The organism is Vreelandella indica, assembly GCF_037070225.1.
GTDB lineage: Bacteria > Pseudomonadota > Gammaproteobacteria > Pseudomonadales > Halomonadaceae > Vreelandella > Vreelandella arctica.
Map to the genome: position 1 here is coordinate 99414 of NZ_JBANSO010000005.1, position 16503 is coordinate 115916.

Annotated in this window: 13 protein-coding genes; 8 read left to right on the plus strand and 5 right to left on the minus strand. The window is 54.9% G+C overall.

Features of this window, described 5'->3' with window-relative positions; translation table 11 throughout:
- Positions 1–114: 114 nt before the first annotated feature.
- Complete coding sequence (locus tag V8L71_RS04920) at positions 115–2643, plus strand: penicillin-binding protein 1A (protein ID WP_336273352.1); 2529 nt, start codon at positions 115–117, stop codon at positions 2641–2643.
- A 92-nt stretch (positions 2644–2735) separates the two neighbouring features.
- Here the strand turns inward: V8L71_RS04920 and V8L71_RS04925 are convergent, their stop codons facing one another.
- Genes V8L71_RS04925 through V8L71_RS04935 form a run of 3 tightly spaced genes read right to left on the minus strand, consistent with a single transcriptional unit; the run spans position 2736 to position 6314 of the window.
- Positions 2736–4754, minus strand: coding sequence for a TRAP transporter permease (locus V8L71_RS04925; RefSeq protein WP_336273353.1), 2019 nt, complete (start codon positions 4752–4754; stop codon positions 2736–2738).
- A gap of 32 nt (positions 4755–4786) precedes the next feature.
- Positions 4787–5299, minus strand: coding sequence for a DUF1850 domain-containing protein (locus V8L71_RS04930; protein ID WP_336273425.1), 513 nt, complete (start codon positions 5297–5299; stop codon positions 4787–4789).
- Positions 5300–5342: 43 nt separating this feature from the next.
- A complete protein-coding gene (locus tag V8L71_RS04935) occupies positions 5343–6314 on the minus strand; it encodes a TAXI family TRAP transporter solute-binding subunit (protein ID WP_008958853.1) in 972 nt (323 codons plus the stop codon).
- Between V8L71_RS04935 and V8L71_RS04940 the strand changes: the two genes are divergently transcribed.
- The 6 genes from V8L71_RS04940 (at position 6313) to gabT (ending at position 12457) form a co-directional block, all read left to right on the plus strand.
- Positions 6313–6501: a hypothetical protein gene (locus V8L71_RS04940; RefSeq protein WP_336273354.1), complete on the plus strand. Its 189-nt coding sequence runs from the start codon at positions 6313–6315 to the stop codon at positions 6499–6501. The genes V8L71_RS04935 and V8L71_RS04940 overlap by 2 nt on opposite strands.
- A gap of 139 nt (positions 6502–6640) precedes the next feature.
- On the plus strand, positions 6641–7345 hold the full coding sequence (gene csiR / locus V8L71_RS04945) for a DNA-binding transcriptional regulator CsiR (RefSeq protein ID WP_336273355.1): 705 nt from the start codon (positions 6641–6643) through the stop codon (positions 7343–7345).
- A gap of 102 nt (positions 7346–7447) precedes the next feature.
- Positions 7448–8626 carry an acyl-CoA dehydrogenase gene (locus tag V8L71_RS04950; RefSeq protein ID WP_035564468.1) on the plus strand — a complete coding sequence of 393 codons (1179 nt, stop codon included), beginning with the start codon at positions 7448–7450 and terminating at the stop codon, positions 8624–8626.
- A gap of 67 nt (positions 8627–8693) precedes the next feature.
- The gene (locus V8L71_RS04955) at positions 8694–9908 is read left to right on the plus strand and encodes a CaiB/BaiF CoA transferase family protein (RefSeq protein ID WP_336273426.1); all 1215 of its coding nucleotides are present in this window, start codon (positions 8694–8696) and stop codon (positions 9906–9908) included.
- A 304-nt stretch (positions 9909–10212) separates the two neighbouring features.
- On the plus strand, positions 10213–11007 hold the full coding sequence (locus V8L71_RS04960; RefSeq protein WP_336273356.1) for an EAL domain-containing protein: 795 nt from the start codon (positions 10213–10215) through the stop codon (positions 11005–11007).
- A gap of 172 nt (positions 11008–11179) precedes the next feature.
- Positions 11180–12457 carry a 4-aminobutyrate--2-oxoglutarate transaminase gene (gabT, locus tag V8L71_RS04965; RefSeq protein WP_336273357.1) on the plus strand — a complete coding sequence of 426 codons (1278 nt, stop codon included), beginning with the start codon at positions 11180–11182 and terminating at the stop codon, positions 12455–12457.
- Between the two features lie 115 nt (positions 12458–12572).
- Here gabT and V8L71_RS04970 read toward each other — a convergent pair whose 3' ends face one another.
- Complete coding sequence (locus V8L71_RS04970) at positions 12573–13220, minus strand: hypothetical protein (protein ID WP_336273358.1); 648 nt, start codon at positions 13218–13220, stop codon at positions 12573–12575.
- 58 nt (positions 13221–13278) lie between these two features.
- Positions 13279–14706, minus strand: coding sequence for a cytochrome c oxidase accessory protein CcoG (gene ccoG, locus V8L71_RS04975; RefSeq protein ID WP_336273359.1), 1428 nt, complete (start codon positions 14704–14706; stop codon positions 13279–13281).
- A gap of 341 nt (positions 14707–15047) precedes the next feature.
- Between ccoG and mapR the strand changes: the two genes are divergently transcribed.
- On the plus strand, positions 15048–16457 hold the full coding sequence (gene mapR, locus V8L71_RS04980) for a GntR family transcriptional regulator MpaR (RefSeq protein WP_336273360.1): 1410 nt from the start codon (positions 15048–15050) through the stop codon (positions 16455–16457).
- Positions 16458–16503: the final 46 nt, after the last annotated feature.

Genomic DNA, 16503 nt, shown 5'->3' on the forward strand with positions numbered 1-16503 from the left:
TACGGCATATCAACACTGGTGGCCGCCGCCTCAGGTTCCTATAATGGCAGCCAATTGCATGATACGGCCGTTTAGATGCCTATCTTTTTATTCTTTCCAGGGTGCCCTTCGTACATGACGTTTCTTCGAACCCTTATTGTGTCGCTCTTTTTTCTGATTGTATCGTTAGTCGGTGCCACTGCGTTAGCCGTAGTAGGCGCCGCCATTTACTTTGCACCGGGGCTGCCCGACGTTCGCCAACTGCAGGACTTCGAACTGCACACGCCGCTACGTATATTTACCCAGGACGGTAAATTGATTGGCGAATTTGGTGAAGAGCGTCGCATGGCGATCAATTTTGATCAAATCCCACAGGATATGATCAATGCCTTGATTGCCGCCGAGGATGCCAGTTATTTCGACCACGCAGGTGTCGACCCACGCGGTTTAGCCAGGGCCGCGGTGGAGCTTGTGCAGAGTGGCGGTACCATCCAATCCGGTGGTTCAACCATCACCATGCAGGTCGCGCGTAACTACATGCTGACGCTGGACCAGACCTTTACGCGTAAAATTCGCGAAATTCTGCTGGCACTGCAAATGGAGCAGGTACTCAATAAAGAGGAGATCTTCGAGCTTTACGTCAATAAGATTTTCTTGGGTAATCGCGCTTACGGTATCGCTGCCGCCGCTGAAACCTATTATGACAAGCCGCTCGCCGAGCTGAATCTGGCACAAACGGCGATGATTGCTGGCTTGCCCAAGGCGCCCTCTGCCTTCAACCCGCTGGCTAACTCCGAGCGTTCGCTCATTCGTCGTAACTGGATTCTGTTCCGCATGCGTGAACTGGGTTATATCGACGACGAGACTTATCAAGTCGCGGTGCAGGACCCCGTCACCGCACGCCGCCACTTTACCCAAGCCGAGGTTGATGCCGCTTATGTATCGGAAATGGCGCGCCAGTATGCAGTAGAGCGCTTTGGCGATGAGGCTTACACCGGCGGCTATCGTGTCTACACCACCATTGATAGCGAGCTGCAGCCCTACGCCCGCCAAGCACTGGCCAATGGTTTGACGGACTACGACCTGCGTCACGGCTGGCGCGGGCCAGAGCAGAGCGACATTGCCTCCAGTCTTGTGGAAGCACAGGAGCAAACCGCGACCCAAGGCCTGGAAGAGGAACTTTCCGAGTCGCCGGAAATTCGTCAGACCGCCCGTCAGGCTGCCCAGCGCAGCCAAACGGAGGTCGAGGGGATCGAGGGTGACGTCAGTAACTGGGTCCAGGTGCTTGAACGCACGCCCAATTACGGCATTCTCCAACCCGCCATTGTGGTCGAGAGCAGCGATCGCGAAATGCAGGTGCTTACCCGCCGTGGTGGCCTACAGACCATTGCCTGGGAGGGCTTGAACTGGGCTCGTCCTTATCTGAGCCCGCGTAGCCGTGGTGCCGAGCCAAGCTCAGCGGCTGAGATTGCGGTACGTGGCGATCTAATCCGCGTAATTGAGAATGATGATGGCTCGCTTCGCCTCTCTCAGCTCCCGGATGCTGAAGGCTCGCTGGTGGTGCAAGACCCGCAAACAGGCGCTATTTTGGCTCTGCAGGGCGGTTTTGACTTTAATGCCAGTAAGTTCAACCGTGCTGTCCAGGCCCGGCGTCAATCGGGCTCAATCTTCAAACCGTTTATTTATTTAGCGGCCCTTGAAAATGGCGAGATGAACGCCGCCAGCGTGGTTAACGATGCCCCCGTGGTACTTGACGATGGCAGTAACTCATTGTGGCGGCCGGTCAACTCTAGCCGCGACTTCCAAGGCCCCATGCGCTTACGCCCAGCGTTGGCCCGTTCGCGCAACTTGGTGACCATCCGTGTGCTGCAGACCATGGGGCTGGATTACACGATTAACTTCTTGGAAGGTTTCGGCTTCTCCCCCGCCCAACTCCCCAACGGCTTATCATTAGCACTAGGCAGTGCCAGCTTAACGCCGATGGAAATGACCAACGCCTACGCAGTGCTCGCCAATGGTGGCTTTCAAGTGTCACCTTGGTTTATTGAGCGAGTAACCCGTGATGATGATAACGAAGTCATCGATGAAGCGACCCCCCAGGTTGCCTGCTCCAGTTGTGCCGAGGGTCAGGAGACGGTGGAAATTGATGGTCGCGAGTACCCGATCGCCAAACGAGTAGCCGACCCGGCCGCGGTGTATATCTTGCGCGATATGCTGCGTGACGTTATTACCTCGGGCACTGGCCGCGGTGCGCTAAGCCTTAACCGTGACGATATCGTCGGCAAAACCGGTACGACTAACAGCCAGCGTGATGCGTGGTTTGCGGGCTTCAACAGCAACCTGGTGACCACGGTATGGGTAGGCAAGGATAGTAACGAAACCATTTCTGAATATGGGGCTCAGGCCGCGTTACCCATTTGGATAGAGTTCATGGGCAATGCCTTGGAAGGAATGCCGAGTGCTGTGCCCGAACGCCCAGAGACTGTCGTTACAGCACGTGTAGACCCGAACACAGGCCAGCGTTTAGCGGACGGTCAGTCTGGTGGTATCTCTGAGCTTTTCCATCAGGATCACTTGCCGGATTACCAGCAGCGCCGCATCAGCCGTGAGCTTGAAGAAGCCAGTGGTTCCCAGGGATCAGGCACTGCTGAGTCGATCTTCTAACCCAGCCAACCTTTCTCTCACCAAACAAAAGGCCCGGAGTTTTGCTCCGGGCCTTTTCGTTTCTTGCTAGGGTTTTCGTTCACCGCTAACAATCAACCGCTAACGGGGGTTGCCTGTGATTCGCGTTTGCTGGCCAACCAGTTAGCCCCAATGGCAACCACCATGACCGCCACACCGGCAATCTCGCTGAGCAGATTGGGGTAGAACACGGCAATAATCGCGGCGGTAATCGCAAGGCGAGGTAGCCACGACATGCGAGTAAACAGGTACCCTTCCAGGGCAGCCGCAAACGCACCCAGCGCCAGAATGGCGATGACTCCGTTCCAGATCACTACCGGTACCGGCCCACCCATAATGATCTCTGGATTGAAGACCATGAACAGCGGAATCAAGTAGAGGCCTTTAGCAAACTTCCACGCCTGGAAGCTGGTCTCCATCGGCTTACTACCCGCAATCGCCGCCCCGGCAAAGCCTGCCAAGGCGATGGGCGGCGTCACGTTGGAGTCCTGGGAGTACCAGAACACCACTAAGTGAGCGACCAGTAGCGGGATACCAAACTCTTGGGTAAGCGCAGGGCCCACCAGCACTATCAAGACGATATAGCTGGCGGTAACCGGCAGCCCCATGCCCAGCACCAGGCTAGCCAGCAGCACCATTAATAGTGCCAGTAAGATATTACCGCCGGAGAAAGCCAACATCATGGAAGAGAACTTCAACCCGAGACCGGTCAAGCCAACGATCCCGACGATGATACCGGCCACCGCACAGGCCATTGACACCGCGACCGCGTTGCGCGCACCCAACTCCAAACCTTCGATCAATTTGGCAATACCGGCGCGGATGGTATCTTTCACCGCCGAGGCGGTCACCGGCTGGCCTTGGCGAGGCGCTACAAAGAAGAACCACAGCGCATAGCGAATCACCGCCACGGCCACCATGGTGACCACTGCGTAGTAGCCTACCCGCATCGGCGACATACTCATCGCCAGCAGCCATACCAGCACCGCTAGCGGCAGCAGGAAGTGCCAGCCCTCTTTCATTACCTGGCGCATCTGCGGTAGTTCGTCCTTGGGTAACCCTTGCATGCCTTGCTTAAGCGCAATGATGTGGACGAACAGGTAAACCGTGGCGAAATACATAATCGCTGGCAGGATACTGACTTTGACGATATCCAAGTAAGGCGTATTGGTGTATTCGGCAATCAAGAACGCCCCGGCGCCCATTAACGGTGGCATGATCTGCCCACCGGTCGACGCCGCCGCTTCAATACCGCCCGCCTGCTTGGCCTTGTAGCCCAAGCGCTTCATTAGCGGAATGGTAAAGGCACCGGTGGTGACCACGTTCGCAATCGCGCTGCCGGAAATAGACCCCATCCCGGCGGAGGCCAGCACCGCTGCTTTGGCGGGGCCACCCCTCTGGCGGCCCGTCGCCGCATAGGCCATATCGATAAAGAACTTGCCTGCCCCGGTACACTCCAAAAAGGCACCAAACAGCACAAAGATAAAGATATAGGTCGCCGCAACGCCTAGCGGCAGGCCAAAGATGCCTTCTTGCCCCAGGTACAGCTGACCGGCGACCCGGTCAAAGGTGTAGCCGCGGTGCTCCAGAATGCCCGGCATCCACTCGCCCAGCCATGGCAACTCGCCCCGTGGCCCGGCAAACGCATACACAATGGCCAGCAAGCCAATCACGGTCATCCCGAAACCCACCGCCCGGCGGCTGGCTTCCAGTACCGTGACCGTGGCAATGCAGGCGACCAGAATATCGGTACTGTTCCAGAATCCGGCACGGCTGAATATCTCATCCAGGTTGAGTACCAGGTAGCCACCGGTCAGCACCGCACCGGCAAAGAACAGCAGATCAAGTCCCCAGCCCACTACTCCACGTTTGCGAGTTGGGCCAAAGGCGGGAAACATTAAAAACGCCAGCATCATAATCAATGCCAGGTGAATACTGCGCTGATAAAAGAGCCCCAAGGGCTGAATACCGGCTGAATAAAGCTGAAACAGGGAAAGACCCACCGCCACAATGGTGATCGACCACAGCACCATGCGGGGTTGAATCGCATTACCGCCCGGCATCACGCTTGGCGGTTGCTTGGATTCGTTCATGAAGTCCTCGGAAGCGTTAACTAATGTCGTTTTTATTCACGCGGGGATGCGTGAGGGGCTATTAGCTGAATGGTCACGCGTTGCCCAGCAGCGTGATCACTTAGGCTCACCGGCGCATGCTCACCGCCAGGCCATACTACGCGATGGTTGACAGCTGGGGAGCCAACTCTCAATACATACCGGTTATTGGTGACAGGCTCGTTAATCGCATTAATCCAGTAACCGCCTTCACCGTCTGACACCTGCTCGCCGCGGCCAAAAATATGCCCGAGCCCCGCGGCAAAATCAGGTTGATGACTACGCTCCAATTGCATGACGCCCGCTGCATTACGATAGCAATCCAGCACCGTAAAATGCTCAACGGAGTGCTGCCACTTTATACACCAGCGACCACCAGCAGGCACCGCTTCATCCACCAGGGTGTCGCCTTGCTCAGTCACGACGGCTAGGTGCATAAACGCCGACGCCGAAGCGGGGGAAGCCCCCACTTCGGCGAACGGAGAACATGCAATCAGTAGCGCCAACAGTCGTTGCTGCCACTGCATGGCAATATCCTTCAATGCACTATCCTTCAATGCACTTTAGCGGTTACGGACGCAAACGATCCGGAATCTCAGCACCGACTTCTTCGAAGTAGCGCAGTGCACCTGGGTGTAGCGGCACCGGGGTAGAGTCCATGGTGAACTCAACGGTGGTGTCGTTCGCTGCCGGGTGAACGGCAATCAGCTCATCGGTGTTTTCGAACAGCAGTTGCGTCAGCTGGTAGGCCAGCTCTTCGTCCATATCGGCATTGACGACGAGAACATTGGGAATACCAATGGTCTGTACGGCTTCATCCATGCCGTCATACATACCGGCTGCCAGTTCGTAAGGGGCAAATACCGCCTCTTCTTCCTGGGCATTGGCCACTTCTTCATCGGAAAGACCGATCAGACGAATATCACGCGTGGCGGCTAGGTTAAGAATGGAGCTGGTCGGCGGGCCCACGCTCCAGAAGCCTGCATCGATATCACCGTCACGAATCGCGTCTGCGGTTTCGTTGAAGTTAAGACGTTGTGGCGTGAAGTCGTCATAGCTAACGCCATTGGCTTCTAGCAGGGCACGCGCATTCAGCTCGGTGCCGCTACCCGGTGCACCAACAGATACCCGCTTGCCTTCTAAGTCGGCAATCGACTCGATATCCGACTCGGCCAGGGTCACCAGCTGTACTGCATTAGGGTAAACCGACGCCAAAGCACGGGTGTTTTCAATCTGACGACCTTCAAAGTCACCGGTACCGGTGTAGGCCTGATAGACAGTATCAGCCAGTGCCAGCGCCAGATCCGCATCGCCGCGCATGATCAAACCCATATTTTCAACCGACGCACCGGTGACTTCAGCCGTAGCCTGAGCACCTTCGATATGGTTGTTGATCATTTCGGCAAAACCACCACCGATCGGGTAATAAACGCCGCCCGTACCGCCGGTAGCGATTGAAAGTTGTTGAGCGCTTGCGGGAAGCGCAACTGCGAGCATAGAAGCGGCAGCGGCTGTGGTGTATAGAGAGCGTAGAGTTCGCATGAGCGTTTCCTCCGTCCTGCTTGGACTTATAGGTATGGTTGACGAAAAAGGAGGTGTTGAAGCCCCAGCTTCTGCTAACTATCTAAAAGCAATCAGAAGCGGTGGAGGAGAAGTTAGCACGGCTGATGCGTTAGATGCTAATGAGGGTTATCAGCGCTGCGCCACCTTAATTAGGCTTCGTACTTGAGACTAGCCGCTGACAGAGGTCGACGCAGAAAAATGATGAAATTCTGCATAAATATATTCCTCTATGCCAAATTGTTATTATTTGGCCATTATAGTCGATAATTCATTCCCTTCCTCAGTCACCCAGGAGCCATACCGCTATGGAGCTCAATGTTTTTGAGAAAGGCGCGCCACGCCAGAATCTGGCCATCAGTGCTTACCAGCAACTCAAGCATGACATTATCCGAGGCCGCTACGCTCCAGAACAGAAGCTGTTGATGAGCCACCTGAAAGAGCATTACGGCGCCAGCACCGGGCCGCTGCGGGAAGCACTATCACAGCTGGTGGCAGACCGCTTAGTGGTGGCGATCAGCCAGCGCGGTTACCGAGTGGCCCCGATGTCGCTGGCCGAACTCAACGACATTTACGATGCTCGAGCACAGCTTGAGGGGTTAATCCTGCGTCTAGCCATCGAGCGCGGCGACGACGACTGGGAAGCCATGGTGCTGGCCACGGCTCACCGGCTGGCCAAGGTCACTGATGTCAGCACCCCGGATGAGTTGCTCGACATTTGGGATCAACGCCACAAGGCCTTCCATACCGCCATCGCCAGTGGCTGCAACTCCCCTCACCTGCTGCAGATGCGCGATACCCTGTTTAACCAGGTGGAGCGCTACCGTCACCTATGGCTACAGGAAACCGTGATGTCACCCCAAGCGCTGGAGCTAAAGCGCCAGGAGCACGCCGCGCTGGTGGAGGTCATTCTAGCCAGGGACACCGCCCAGGCCGACAGCTTAATGCGCGACCATTTGATGACCCCGGTGCCGATCATTACTCGCGTGCTTGAGGCGCGCGGCATTCGCTAAATTCTGCGTTTTAAAAAAATGTAGATATTTTACAAAAACGGCGATACATTGATTGTCAGCTATTTTGCATTTATTCCTGCCCACGAACTTAGGAATCACGCCATGACACACTTTAACTGGGACGACCCGCTGCTACTGGAACAACAGCTCACCGACGAAGAGCGCCAGATCCGCGATGCCGCCTACGATTACTGCCAGGAAAACCTTCAGCCCCGCGTGCTGACCGCCTTCCGCGAAGAGCGTTTTGACCGCGAGATCATGACCGAAATGGGCGAGCTTGGCCTACTGGGCGCCACGGTTTCTCCTGAATACGGCGGCGCAGGCGTTAATCACGTCGCCTACGGCCTGATTGCTCGTGAAGTCGAGCGCGTTGACTCCGGCTACCGTTCCGCCATGAGCGTGCAGTCCTCGCTGGTGATGTATCCCATCGAGACGTATGGCTCTGAAGAGCAGAAGCAAAAATTTCTGCCTAAGCTGGCCAGTGGCGAGATGGTGGGTTGCTTTGGTTTGACCGAGCCCGACCACGGCTCCGACCCCGGCAATATGATTACCCGGGCGGAAAAAGTCGATGGTGGCTACCGCCTGACTGGCGCCAAAATGTGGATCACCAACAGTCCGATTGCGGATATCGCGGTGGTTTGGGCGAAATCAGCGGCCCACGATAATCAGATCAAAGGCTTTATCGTCGAGCGCGGCACCGAAGGCTTCACCACGCCCAAAATCGAAGGCAAGGTCTCGCTGCGTGCATCGATTACCGGTGAGATCGTCCTCGACAATGCCTTCGTTCCTGAAGAGAACCTGCTGCCCAACGTCAGCGGCCTGAAAGGCCCGTTTGGCTGCTTGAACAAAGCACGTTACGGAATCGCCTGGGGCGTTATGGGCACGGCGGAATTCTGCTGGCACGCGGCGCGTCAATACACCTTAGACCGCAAGCAGTTTGGTCGCCCGCTGGCCGCCAATCAGTTGATCCAGAAAAAGCTCGCCGACATGCAAACCGAGATAACCCTTGGCTTGCAGGCAGCCCTCCAGGTGGGTCGCCTGATGGATAGTGGCAACTGGGCGCCGGAAATGGTCTCGCTGATCAAGCGCAACAACTGCGGCAAGGCATTGGATATCGCCCGTCAGTCTCGCGATATGCACGGCGGCAACGGCGTTTCCGACGAGTACGGCGTGATTCGCCATATGGTCAACCTGGAGTCGGTGAATACCTACGAAGGCACCCACGATGTGCACGCGTTGATTCTGGGCCGCGCACAAACGGGTATTCAGGCATTCTTTTAAGAACTCTTGAATGACGCCCCGTTAAACGCCAACAGCCAAGGAAACCGCCTTTATGAGCAAGCCCCTTATGAGTGAGCCAACCAAACCACTGGCCGGCATTAAAGTACTCGATATCTCCCGCGTACTGGCCGGGCCGTGGTGCGGTCAAATGCTTGCGGATATGGGCGCGGATGTCATCAAGGTTGAACGCCCCGGCAGCGGCGATGATACCCGCCATTGGGGCCCTCCATGGCTGGCGGGCACTGAAGAGTCGGCGTATTACCTATGCGCTAACCGCGGCAAACGCTCGGTAACCGTCGATATGGCCAAGCCCGAAGGCCAAGCGGTAATTAAGCAGTTAGTCGCGCAATCGGATGTGCTGATCGAGAACTTCAAGGTCGGCGGCCTCAAGCGCTATGGCTTGGATTACACCAGCCTGAAAGCACTAAATCCCAAGCTGATTTACTGCTCGATTACCGGTTTTGGCCAGGAAAGCCCTTACGCCCACCGGGCGGGTTATGACTTTATGATTCAAGCCATGGGCGGGATTATGAGCCTAACCGGCAAACCCGATAACGAACCTGGCGGCGGGCCAGTGAAGAGCGGCGTCGCGTTTACCGATATTTTTACCGGCCTGTATGCGGCCAATGCGATACTCGCCGCGCTTTATCAGCGCCGCGATAGCGGCGTTGGTTGCCATATTGATATGGCACTGATGGATGTCCAGGTCGGTGTGCTCGCTAATCAGGCGCTCAACTACCTAACCTCCGGCAATGTGCCCCAGCGCTTGGGTAATGCTCACCCTAATATCGTGCCTTACCAGGCGTTTGCCACCCAGGATGGTCACATGATCATGGCCGTGGGCAACGACGAGCAGTTCAAGCGTTTTTGCGCCGTGCTTTCGCTACCGACCTTGGCTGAAGACCCACACTTTGCCACCAACGGCGCCAGGGTGAATCACCGGGCACTGCTGGTACCGCAATTGGAAGCGGCGCTGGCCCAACGCACCACCGATGAATGGTTAGCTGCTTTTGAAGCGGTCGGCGTGCCCTGCGGGCCGATCAATACGCTCGATCGCGTCTTCGATGACCCGCATGTAAAAGCGCGCGGGCTCAAACAGACCCTGCCCCACGACCAAGCGGGCCACGTTGATCTAGTGGCCAATCCTATCCGCTTTAATGGCGCTCAACTGAGCGCCACCACGGCGCCGCCCCACTTGGGCCAACACACAGAAAGCGTGTTAGAAGAGCTTGGGATTACTCCAGAGCAGCGTATGGCGCTTCGCGAAGCGGGCATTATTTAGCCGCGTTTTGTCGTCCAAACTACTTCCCTTCTTTAGCGCCTGAATAGGCGCTTTTTTTATGCCTTTTTACTGAAAGAAAAGCGGTAAGCAAAAGCGCGATACAAGCAACATTGCTATACAAAACCTATACCGATACTGTATTAAGATTTAAACTCGTCATTGCAGAAACTAGGCAGCAATAACTAAGCATTACAAAAATTGGGCATCGCAAAAATATGCATCGCAAAGCGCTTCCATATAACGTAAAGAATGCGCTTTTTTCCAATGAACGCTTTAGCGACAATTGACACCATCAGGAGTAGCAATGAGCCAGTGCGCACGCGTTAACGGCAGCTGTAAACGCTGTGAAGGCGAATTGCCTTTTGCATTCACCATGGCTTTTCAGCCGATTGTGGATTTATCACTGGCTGAAGTCGTCACTTACGAGGCACTGGTTCGCGGTATGCAAGGCGAGTCTGCTGGGAGCGTTATTTCGCAAGTCACGAGTGATTTGCTCTACCGCTTCGATCAAGCCTGTCGCGTGAAAGCGATCGAAATGGCCAGTGCACTGGGCATGCAAACCAATCTTTCGATTAACTTTCTGCCCAACGCCGTTTACGAACCCGACGCCTGCATACAGGCAACGCTAGAAGTATCAAAGCGGGTGGGCTGGCCAACGAACCGGCTCATTTTTGAAATCACCGAAACCGAGCGTGTCCGCGACCGCCAGCACCTATGCAATATCATTGATGCCTATCGCTCGATGGGTTTCAAAACGGCGCTCGATGACTTTGGCAACGGTTACGCCAACCTGGATCTGCTCACTGATTTAACCCCTGACACGCTCAAAATCGATCGTGAATTAGTGATGCACTGCGATAGCGACCCACGCCGCCAAGCACTGTTGAACGCTATCATTTTACTCGCCCAAGAGCTCGACATGGCACTGATCGCCGAAGGCGTAGAAACCCGAGCCGAGGCATTGTGGCTGGCCCAGGCCGGTATTGTCCGCCAGCAGGGCTTTTATTTTGCCAGGCCCGCGGTGAACGCCCTTAGCGGCGACTTGACGGAGCGCCTTCAAGAATTGCGCCTGGCGGTTAAAACGCTAAACAGGGCTTAATTCTTCCGTTATCGTTAGGACAGGCCGCAACCGCTATGTAGCAAGCTAAACAGGCGAGGCGTAACCGCGTTGTCATTGCATCGTCATCCATGTAAGTAACGCTATTAGGCACTATGCTTACAGATACGCACTATGCTGAACGATCATCCCTCATCAATCTAGGAAGTAAGCCATGAGCAGCAATGCCGAACTGAACGAGTTGAAACACAAATACGTCGCTGCTGGCGCCGCTAGCCCAGCGACGGCATTCGCCGACCGCGCTGAAAATTCTGAAATCTGGGACGTTGACGGCAACCGCTTCATCGACTTTGCAGGCGGCATTGGCGTACTTAACGTGGGCCACCGTCACCCGAAAGTAGTCGCGGCGGTAAAAGCCCAGCTTGATAAGCTGATGCACACCTGCCAGACGGTCATGCCTTATGAAGGTTATGTCAAAGTCGCTGAAAAACTCAGCCAGATCGTACCGGTTCGTGGTCACGCCAAGGTCATGCTGGCTAACTCGGGCGCTGAAGCGCTGGAAAACGCCGTCAAGATCGCTCGCGCCGCTACCGGCCGCTCCAATGTGATCTGCTTTGACGGCGGCTACCACGGCCGTACGTTCTTCACCATGGCGATGAACGGCAAGGTAGCGCCTTACCAGAGCGACTTCGGCCCAATGCCAGGCACCGTCTTCCGCGCGCCCTACCCAGTGCCCTATCACGGCGTTAGCGAAGATGAGGCCATTCGTGGCCTGAAGATGACGCTAAAAACCGATGCCAACCCCAAAGATACCGCGGCCATTGTGCTTGAGCCGGTACTTGGTGAAGGCGGTTTCTACCCGGCCTCTACCAGCTTCCTGAACAAGGTTCGCGAAATCTGCGATGAGCACGGCATGCTGATGATCATCGATGAAGTGCAGTCGGGCTTTGGCCGTACCGGCAAAATGTTTGCCATCGAGCATAGCGGCGTTGAACCGGACATCATGACCATGGCCAAGAGTATGGCTGACGGCATGCCTATCTCCGCGATTGTCGGTACCGACAAGGTCATGGACGCATCAGGCCCTAACTCACTGGGCGGCACTTACACCGGTAGCCCCACCGCCTGTGCCGCAGCGCTGGCCGTGATGGAAGTGTTTGAAGAAGAGAACATTCTGGAGAAGAGCCAAGCGCTGGGCGACAAGCTGGCGAAGCGCTTCAATGAATGGGCGGGCAAGTTTGACTGCATCGATAACGTGCGCAATATGGGCTCGATGGCCGCATTTGAGTTGGTATCGAACAAAGCAGATCACACGCCTAATGCTGAGCTGGCGGCGGCGCTGTGCAAGAAAGCCCGTGAAGAGGGCTTGATCCTGCTCTCATGCGGTATGTACGGCAACACCATCCGTTTCCTGATGCCCGTCACCATTCAAGACGACGTACTTAACGAAGGTTTGGATATCATTGAGTCCTGCCTGGAATCGTTGACCTAAGCATTATCAATATTCAAACATACGCCGCCCAATCGGGCGGCGTTTTTGTCTAGCCAGTTTTTGTCTAGCCAATGAGGCTATCGCCTCATTTAAAAGAACGTCAAACCTGACAACATCACTTGAATAAAGGCGCCAGCTGATTCAATTTTCCAACCTGATAAAGGTCATGCAGATAAGCATCCACTTTAGAGACCAAGTAGTTCAAGAGCACAATAAAAAATATCGCAGACATAATCATCACAGGTTGATTCATCCACTCTAAAACCGACACACTGACTTCATAGTGAATGGTATAGATACTCATGGCCGCCAATAATTGAATCAACCCACCGTTAGCAATGACGGCGACCATAAAAAAGCTTCTCAGGTTGATTGAAGGCAGCCCCGTCTTGAAGAAAAGAGCATGGCGAGCACTTGTACTACCCCTCCCCTTTTTGCTCGACGAATTTAAAACCAAACCCTTTTTACGTCTTAAAAGTGGTACTCCATAAATCTCCCGCCCCTCTTTAGAAAAAGCAATCCGTAATGCTGCCACATTAAAATCATCACCGAATACATCCACAGCCGCTTCATCAAGCAGGGAGGCATCTTGGTTTTCAACTGCTCTCTTTTCGTAGACTCTAAGCTTTTCGAACTGCCTGTTTTTCTTACCCGAAAGTTTGGCGCTATCATATGTATTAATATTGAAATGCATTTGATAGATTTGATACCAAGAAATCGTCACTCCCACCAAAATCATCAAAAAAACAAGCGCTGTTAACATGATGATATCCTCGCCCCATGTCTTATGTAGTTTAATGATAACTTATCTAACCCGCTTACTAACGAATAGGCCCTAAAAAACGCGTCTCGTTGGTGTAGGTAATCGAAGGGTCATCTAAAGCAATGATATGCAGCTCCACGGCATGACTGGGCTGGGTCAGCGCCTCCTCACCGGCATTCAGTGCAAGGCGTAAAGACCGCGTTTCATTAGCTGCCAACTCTAACATGTCGACTCCTTGTAAACTAAGTCCTGGCAACCCAGACGCCGATAATGCGTAGCGATGCTGCTGGCTATCTTGATTACGCAGCGTCACGTTGTAGTAGTTGACAATACGACCCTCTACCGTCTCCTCAAACAATGTCTGACGATCGCGGGCGACTTCTACATCAATTGGCACCCGAGCATTCAAGAAGCCGACCATGAGTACCACCATGGAGAGTAACGCCGCCGTATACGCCAACAATTGAGGGCGCCAAAAACGTGTCTTTTTACCCTCCAGGGCGCGCTCGTTCGTGTAACGAATCAGGCCAAGCGGTTTATCGATCCGCGCCATGACGCTATCGCAAGCATCGATACACGCCGCGCAGCCAATGCACTCATACTGCAGCCCATCACGAATATCGATCCCTGTAGGGCACACCTGAACGCAGAGTTCGCAGTCTATACAGTCCCCTGCAGAAGCTTCCTTAACGTCTTTTGGATGGTGACGACGCGGCTCACCGCGGTCAGTATCGTAGGATACAATCAGCGTATTGCTATCGAACATGGCCGACTGAAAACGTGAATAGGGGCACATGTGCAGGCACACCTGATGGCGCAACCAGCCAGCATTCAAGTAGGTAAACAGTGTGAAAAAACCGATCCAAAAAACCGCCCAAGGATGCGCATCCAGTGTGAGCAACTCCCTGAATAGTCCACCCACTGGCGTAAAATAACCCACGAAGGTGATGCCCGTTCCCAGGGCTATCAGTAGCCAAGCGGTATGTTTGGCACCTTTTCGCCATAACGTATCAAGCGTGTTAGGTGAAGTGTCACGGCGTATCCGGCGGTGCCGTGGCCCCTCCAGGCGGTGTTCAAACCAGATAAATAAAAACGTCCATACACTTTGCGGGCAGCTGTAGCCACACCACACCCGCCCCGCCACGACCGTGATCAAAAACAGACCAAAGGCGCAGATCATCAAAATCCAGGTTAGTAAGATAAAGTCCTGGGGGTAAAACGTTGCTGCAAAGAGGTGGAACTCCTGGGCAGAGAGATCAAACCAAACCATTGGCCGATCCCCCCACTGGAGCCACGGCAAGCCAAAATAGAGCGCCATCAGCAGCCAGTTGGAGCCACGCCGAATGCGCTGAAAAAAGCCCTTTATTTCTCGCACGTAAATATGCCCGAGTTTCGGTTGCTTGCTACTGGGCGGTTTAGACGTAGGCGTGTAGTGTTCAACCGCTGTCTCTGTCGTCAGGTCTTGCAGTGGAATGCGTTGCGTCATACCGATATCCAGAAAAGAGGGAACGGAGGCCTATACGGTCGAGGGGCGCCGCTAACTAGGTGATCATGCCTTTGTCATGGAGCGACTGAGTTAGGCGCCACTATGCCTAGGCAGCGCCAATACAAACAGGCGCAGTTTTAGAGAAATAAGCCGTATCAGATCGTCTCTGCTCCCCCATATCCTGACTTTCTGATACGCTTTTTATGACTGTATTTGAGTCTGTTTTACACTTCCCCAATAAAACACAATGAGGCTTTCTAACAATCGGGAGCCGCGCCGTGCCTGCCAACAATGGGGGCGAGCCAACTGCAGTTCCATTTCATGCACCCACGGTTTATCCAATGAAACGCTACGAACAGTTTGCCGATGAGATAGCCACGTTGATTAGCGAAGGTGTGCTTGGCCCTGGCGAGCGAATCCCTTCGGTGCGCCAAGCTAGCCGCCATCACGGCATTAGCCCTTCGACGGTGTTCCAGGCCTACTATTTACTTGAGAACCGGGGGCTGATTACCGCGCGGGCACGCTCGGGCTACTTTGTTCGTGAACATGCGCGCCGCTTATTGGGGGAACCCCGGGTGACGCTTCAGCCCACCGACCCAGCGGAGGTGGAGGTCAGCGAGCTGGTGTTCTCGGTACTCGACTCTTTGCAGGATGATCGGACAGTGCCCTTTGGCTCGGCCTTTCCTGACCCCGAGCTATTTCCGCTCTCTCGCTTGAGTATCAGTATGACGCGGGGCTTGCGTGCGCTATCGCCCCAGCAGGTGGTGGCCGCGATGACCACCGGGCATACCGACCTGCTCCGGCAAATTGCGCTGCGCTACATGCTGGGCGGCATACACTTGCCGATGGCAGAGCTGGTGATTACCAATGGTGCGATGGAGGGGCTTAATCTAGCCCTACAGTGCGTCACTCAACCGGGCGACTTGGTGGCGATCGAGTCCCCAGCATTTTACGCCAGCCTGCAGGTGTTGGAGCGCCTAAAACTGCGCGCCGTGGAAATTCCGGTACACCCACGGGAAGGGATCGACCTAGAGGTACTGGCAGAGCGACTGGAGACGCTGCCCATCAAAGCCTGCTGGTTTATGAGTCACCTGCAAAATCCAATCGGTGCCAGCCTGAGTAAAGCGCATAAGCAAGCGCTGTATCAGCTGTTAAAACACCATCAAGTGCCCATGCTAGAGGATGACGTGTATGCCGAGCTGTACTTTGGCAGCACGCCACCGGTGCCAGTCAAAGCCTTTGATGATGAGGGGTTGGTGATTCACTGCAGTTCCTTCTCAAAGTGCTTGGCACCTGGCTATCGGGTCGGTTGGGTAGCAGGCGGCCGCTATGCTCAAGCTATTTCGCGGCTGAAGCTAATGACCACTATTTCCCCTTCCGTGCCCGCACAGGCAGCGATTGCCGACTACCTACAACACGGCGGTTATGACCGCCATTTGCGAAAGCTCCGCCACGCTCTGGAAGCCCAGCAGGGCAGCATGCTGGCAGCGGCAGACCGCTACTTCCCTGCCCAAACTCGCATCACCCGCCCAGCTGGGGGCTACTTCCTATGGGTGGAGTTCCCCGAACAAGTGGATTCGCTTCAGCTCTTTAAGACAGCGCTGGACCAGGGCGTTAGCTTGGCGCCAGGGCCGATTTTTTCCGCGACTCAACAGTTTCGCCACTGTGTGCGCTTAAGCTATGGCCATCCCTGGACCCAACGCAGCGAACGCGGTATGGAAACGCTGGGCAAGTTACTGAGCCTGTTTTAACGACATGAAAAATCGCACGCTCAAAGAGGCGTGGCAACGGCTGATC

What these genes read in the sequence shown, in the direction of transcription:
- V8L71_RS04920 (WP_336273352.1), top strand. Translation starts at nt 115, where the DNA reads ATGACGTTTCTTCGAACCCTTATTGTGTCGCTCTTTTTTCTGATTGTA.
- gabT (WP_336273357.1), top strand. Translation starts at nt 11,180, where the DNA reads ATGAGCAGCAATGCCGAACTGAACGAGTTGAAACACAAATACGTCGCT.
- V8L71_RS04940 (WP_336273354.1), top strand. Translation starts at nt 6,313, where the DNA reads ATGAGCGTTTCCTCCGTCCTGCTTGGACTTATAGGTATGGTTGACGAA.
- mapR (WP_336273360.1), top strand. Translation starts at nt 15,048, where the DNA reads ATGAAACGCTACGAACAGTTTGCCGATGAGATAGCCACGTTGATTAGC.
- V8L71_RS04970 (WP_336273358.1), bottom strand. Translation starts at nt 13,220, where the DNA reads ATGTTAACAGCGCTTGTTTTTTTGATGATTTTGGTGGGAGTGACGATT.
- ccoG (WP_336273359.1), bottom strand. Translation starts at nt 14,706, where the DNA reads ATGACGCAACGCATTCCACTGCAAGACCTGACGACAGAGACAGCGGTT.
- V8L71_RS04960 (WP_336273356.1), top strand. Translation starts at nt 10,213, where the DNA reads ATGAGCCAGTGCGCACGCGTTAACGGCAGCTGTAAACGCTGTGAAGGC.
- V8L71_RS04955 (WP_336273426.1), top strand. Translation starts at nt 8,694, where the DNA reads ATGAGTGAGCCAACCAAACCACTGGCCGGCATTAAAGTACTCGATATC.
- V8L71_RS04925 (WP_336273353.1), bottom strand. Translation starts at nt 4,754, where the DNA reads ATGAACGAATCCAAGCAACCGCCAAGCGTGATGCCGGGCGGTAATGCG.
- V8L71_RS04930 (WP_336273425.1), bottom strand. Translation starts at nt 5,299, where the DNA reads ATGCAGTGGCAGCAACGACTGTTGGCGCTACTGATTGCATGTTCTCCG.
- csiR (WP_336273355.1), top strand. Translation starts at nt 6,641, where the DNA reads ATGGAGCTCAATGTTTTTGAGAAAGGCGCGCCACGCCAGAATCTGGCC.
- V8L71_RS04950 (WP_035564468.1), top strand. Translation starts at nt 7,448, where the DNA reads ATGACACACTTTAACTGGGACGACCCGCTGCTACTGGAACAACAGCTC.
- V8L71_RS04935 (WP_008958853.1), bottom strand. Translation starts at nt 6,314, where the DNA reads ATGCGAACTCTACGCTCTCTATACACCACAGCCGCTGCCGCTTCTATG.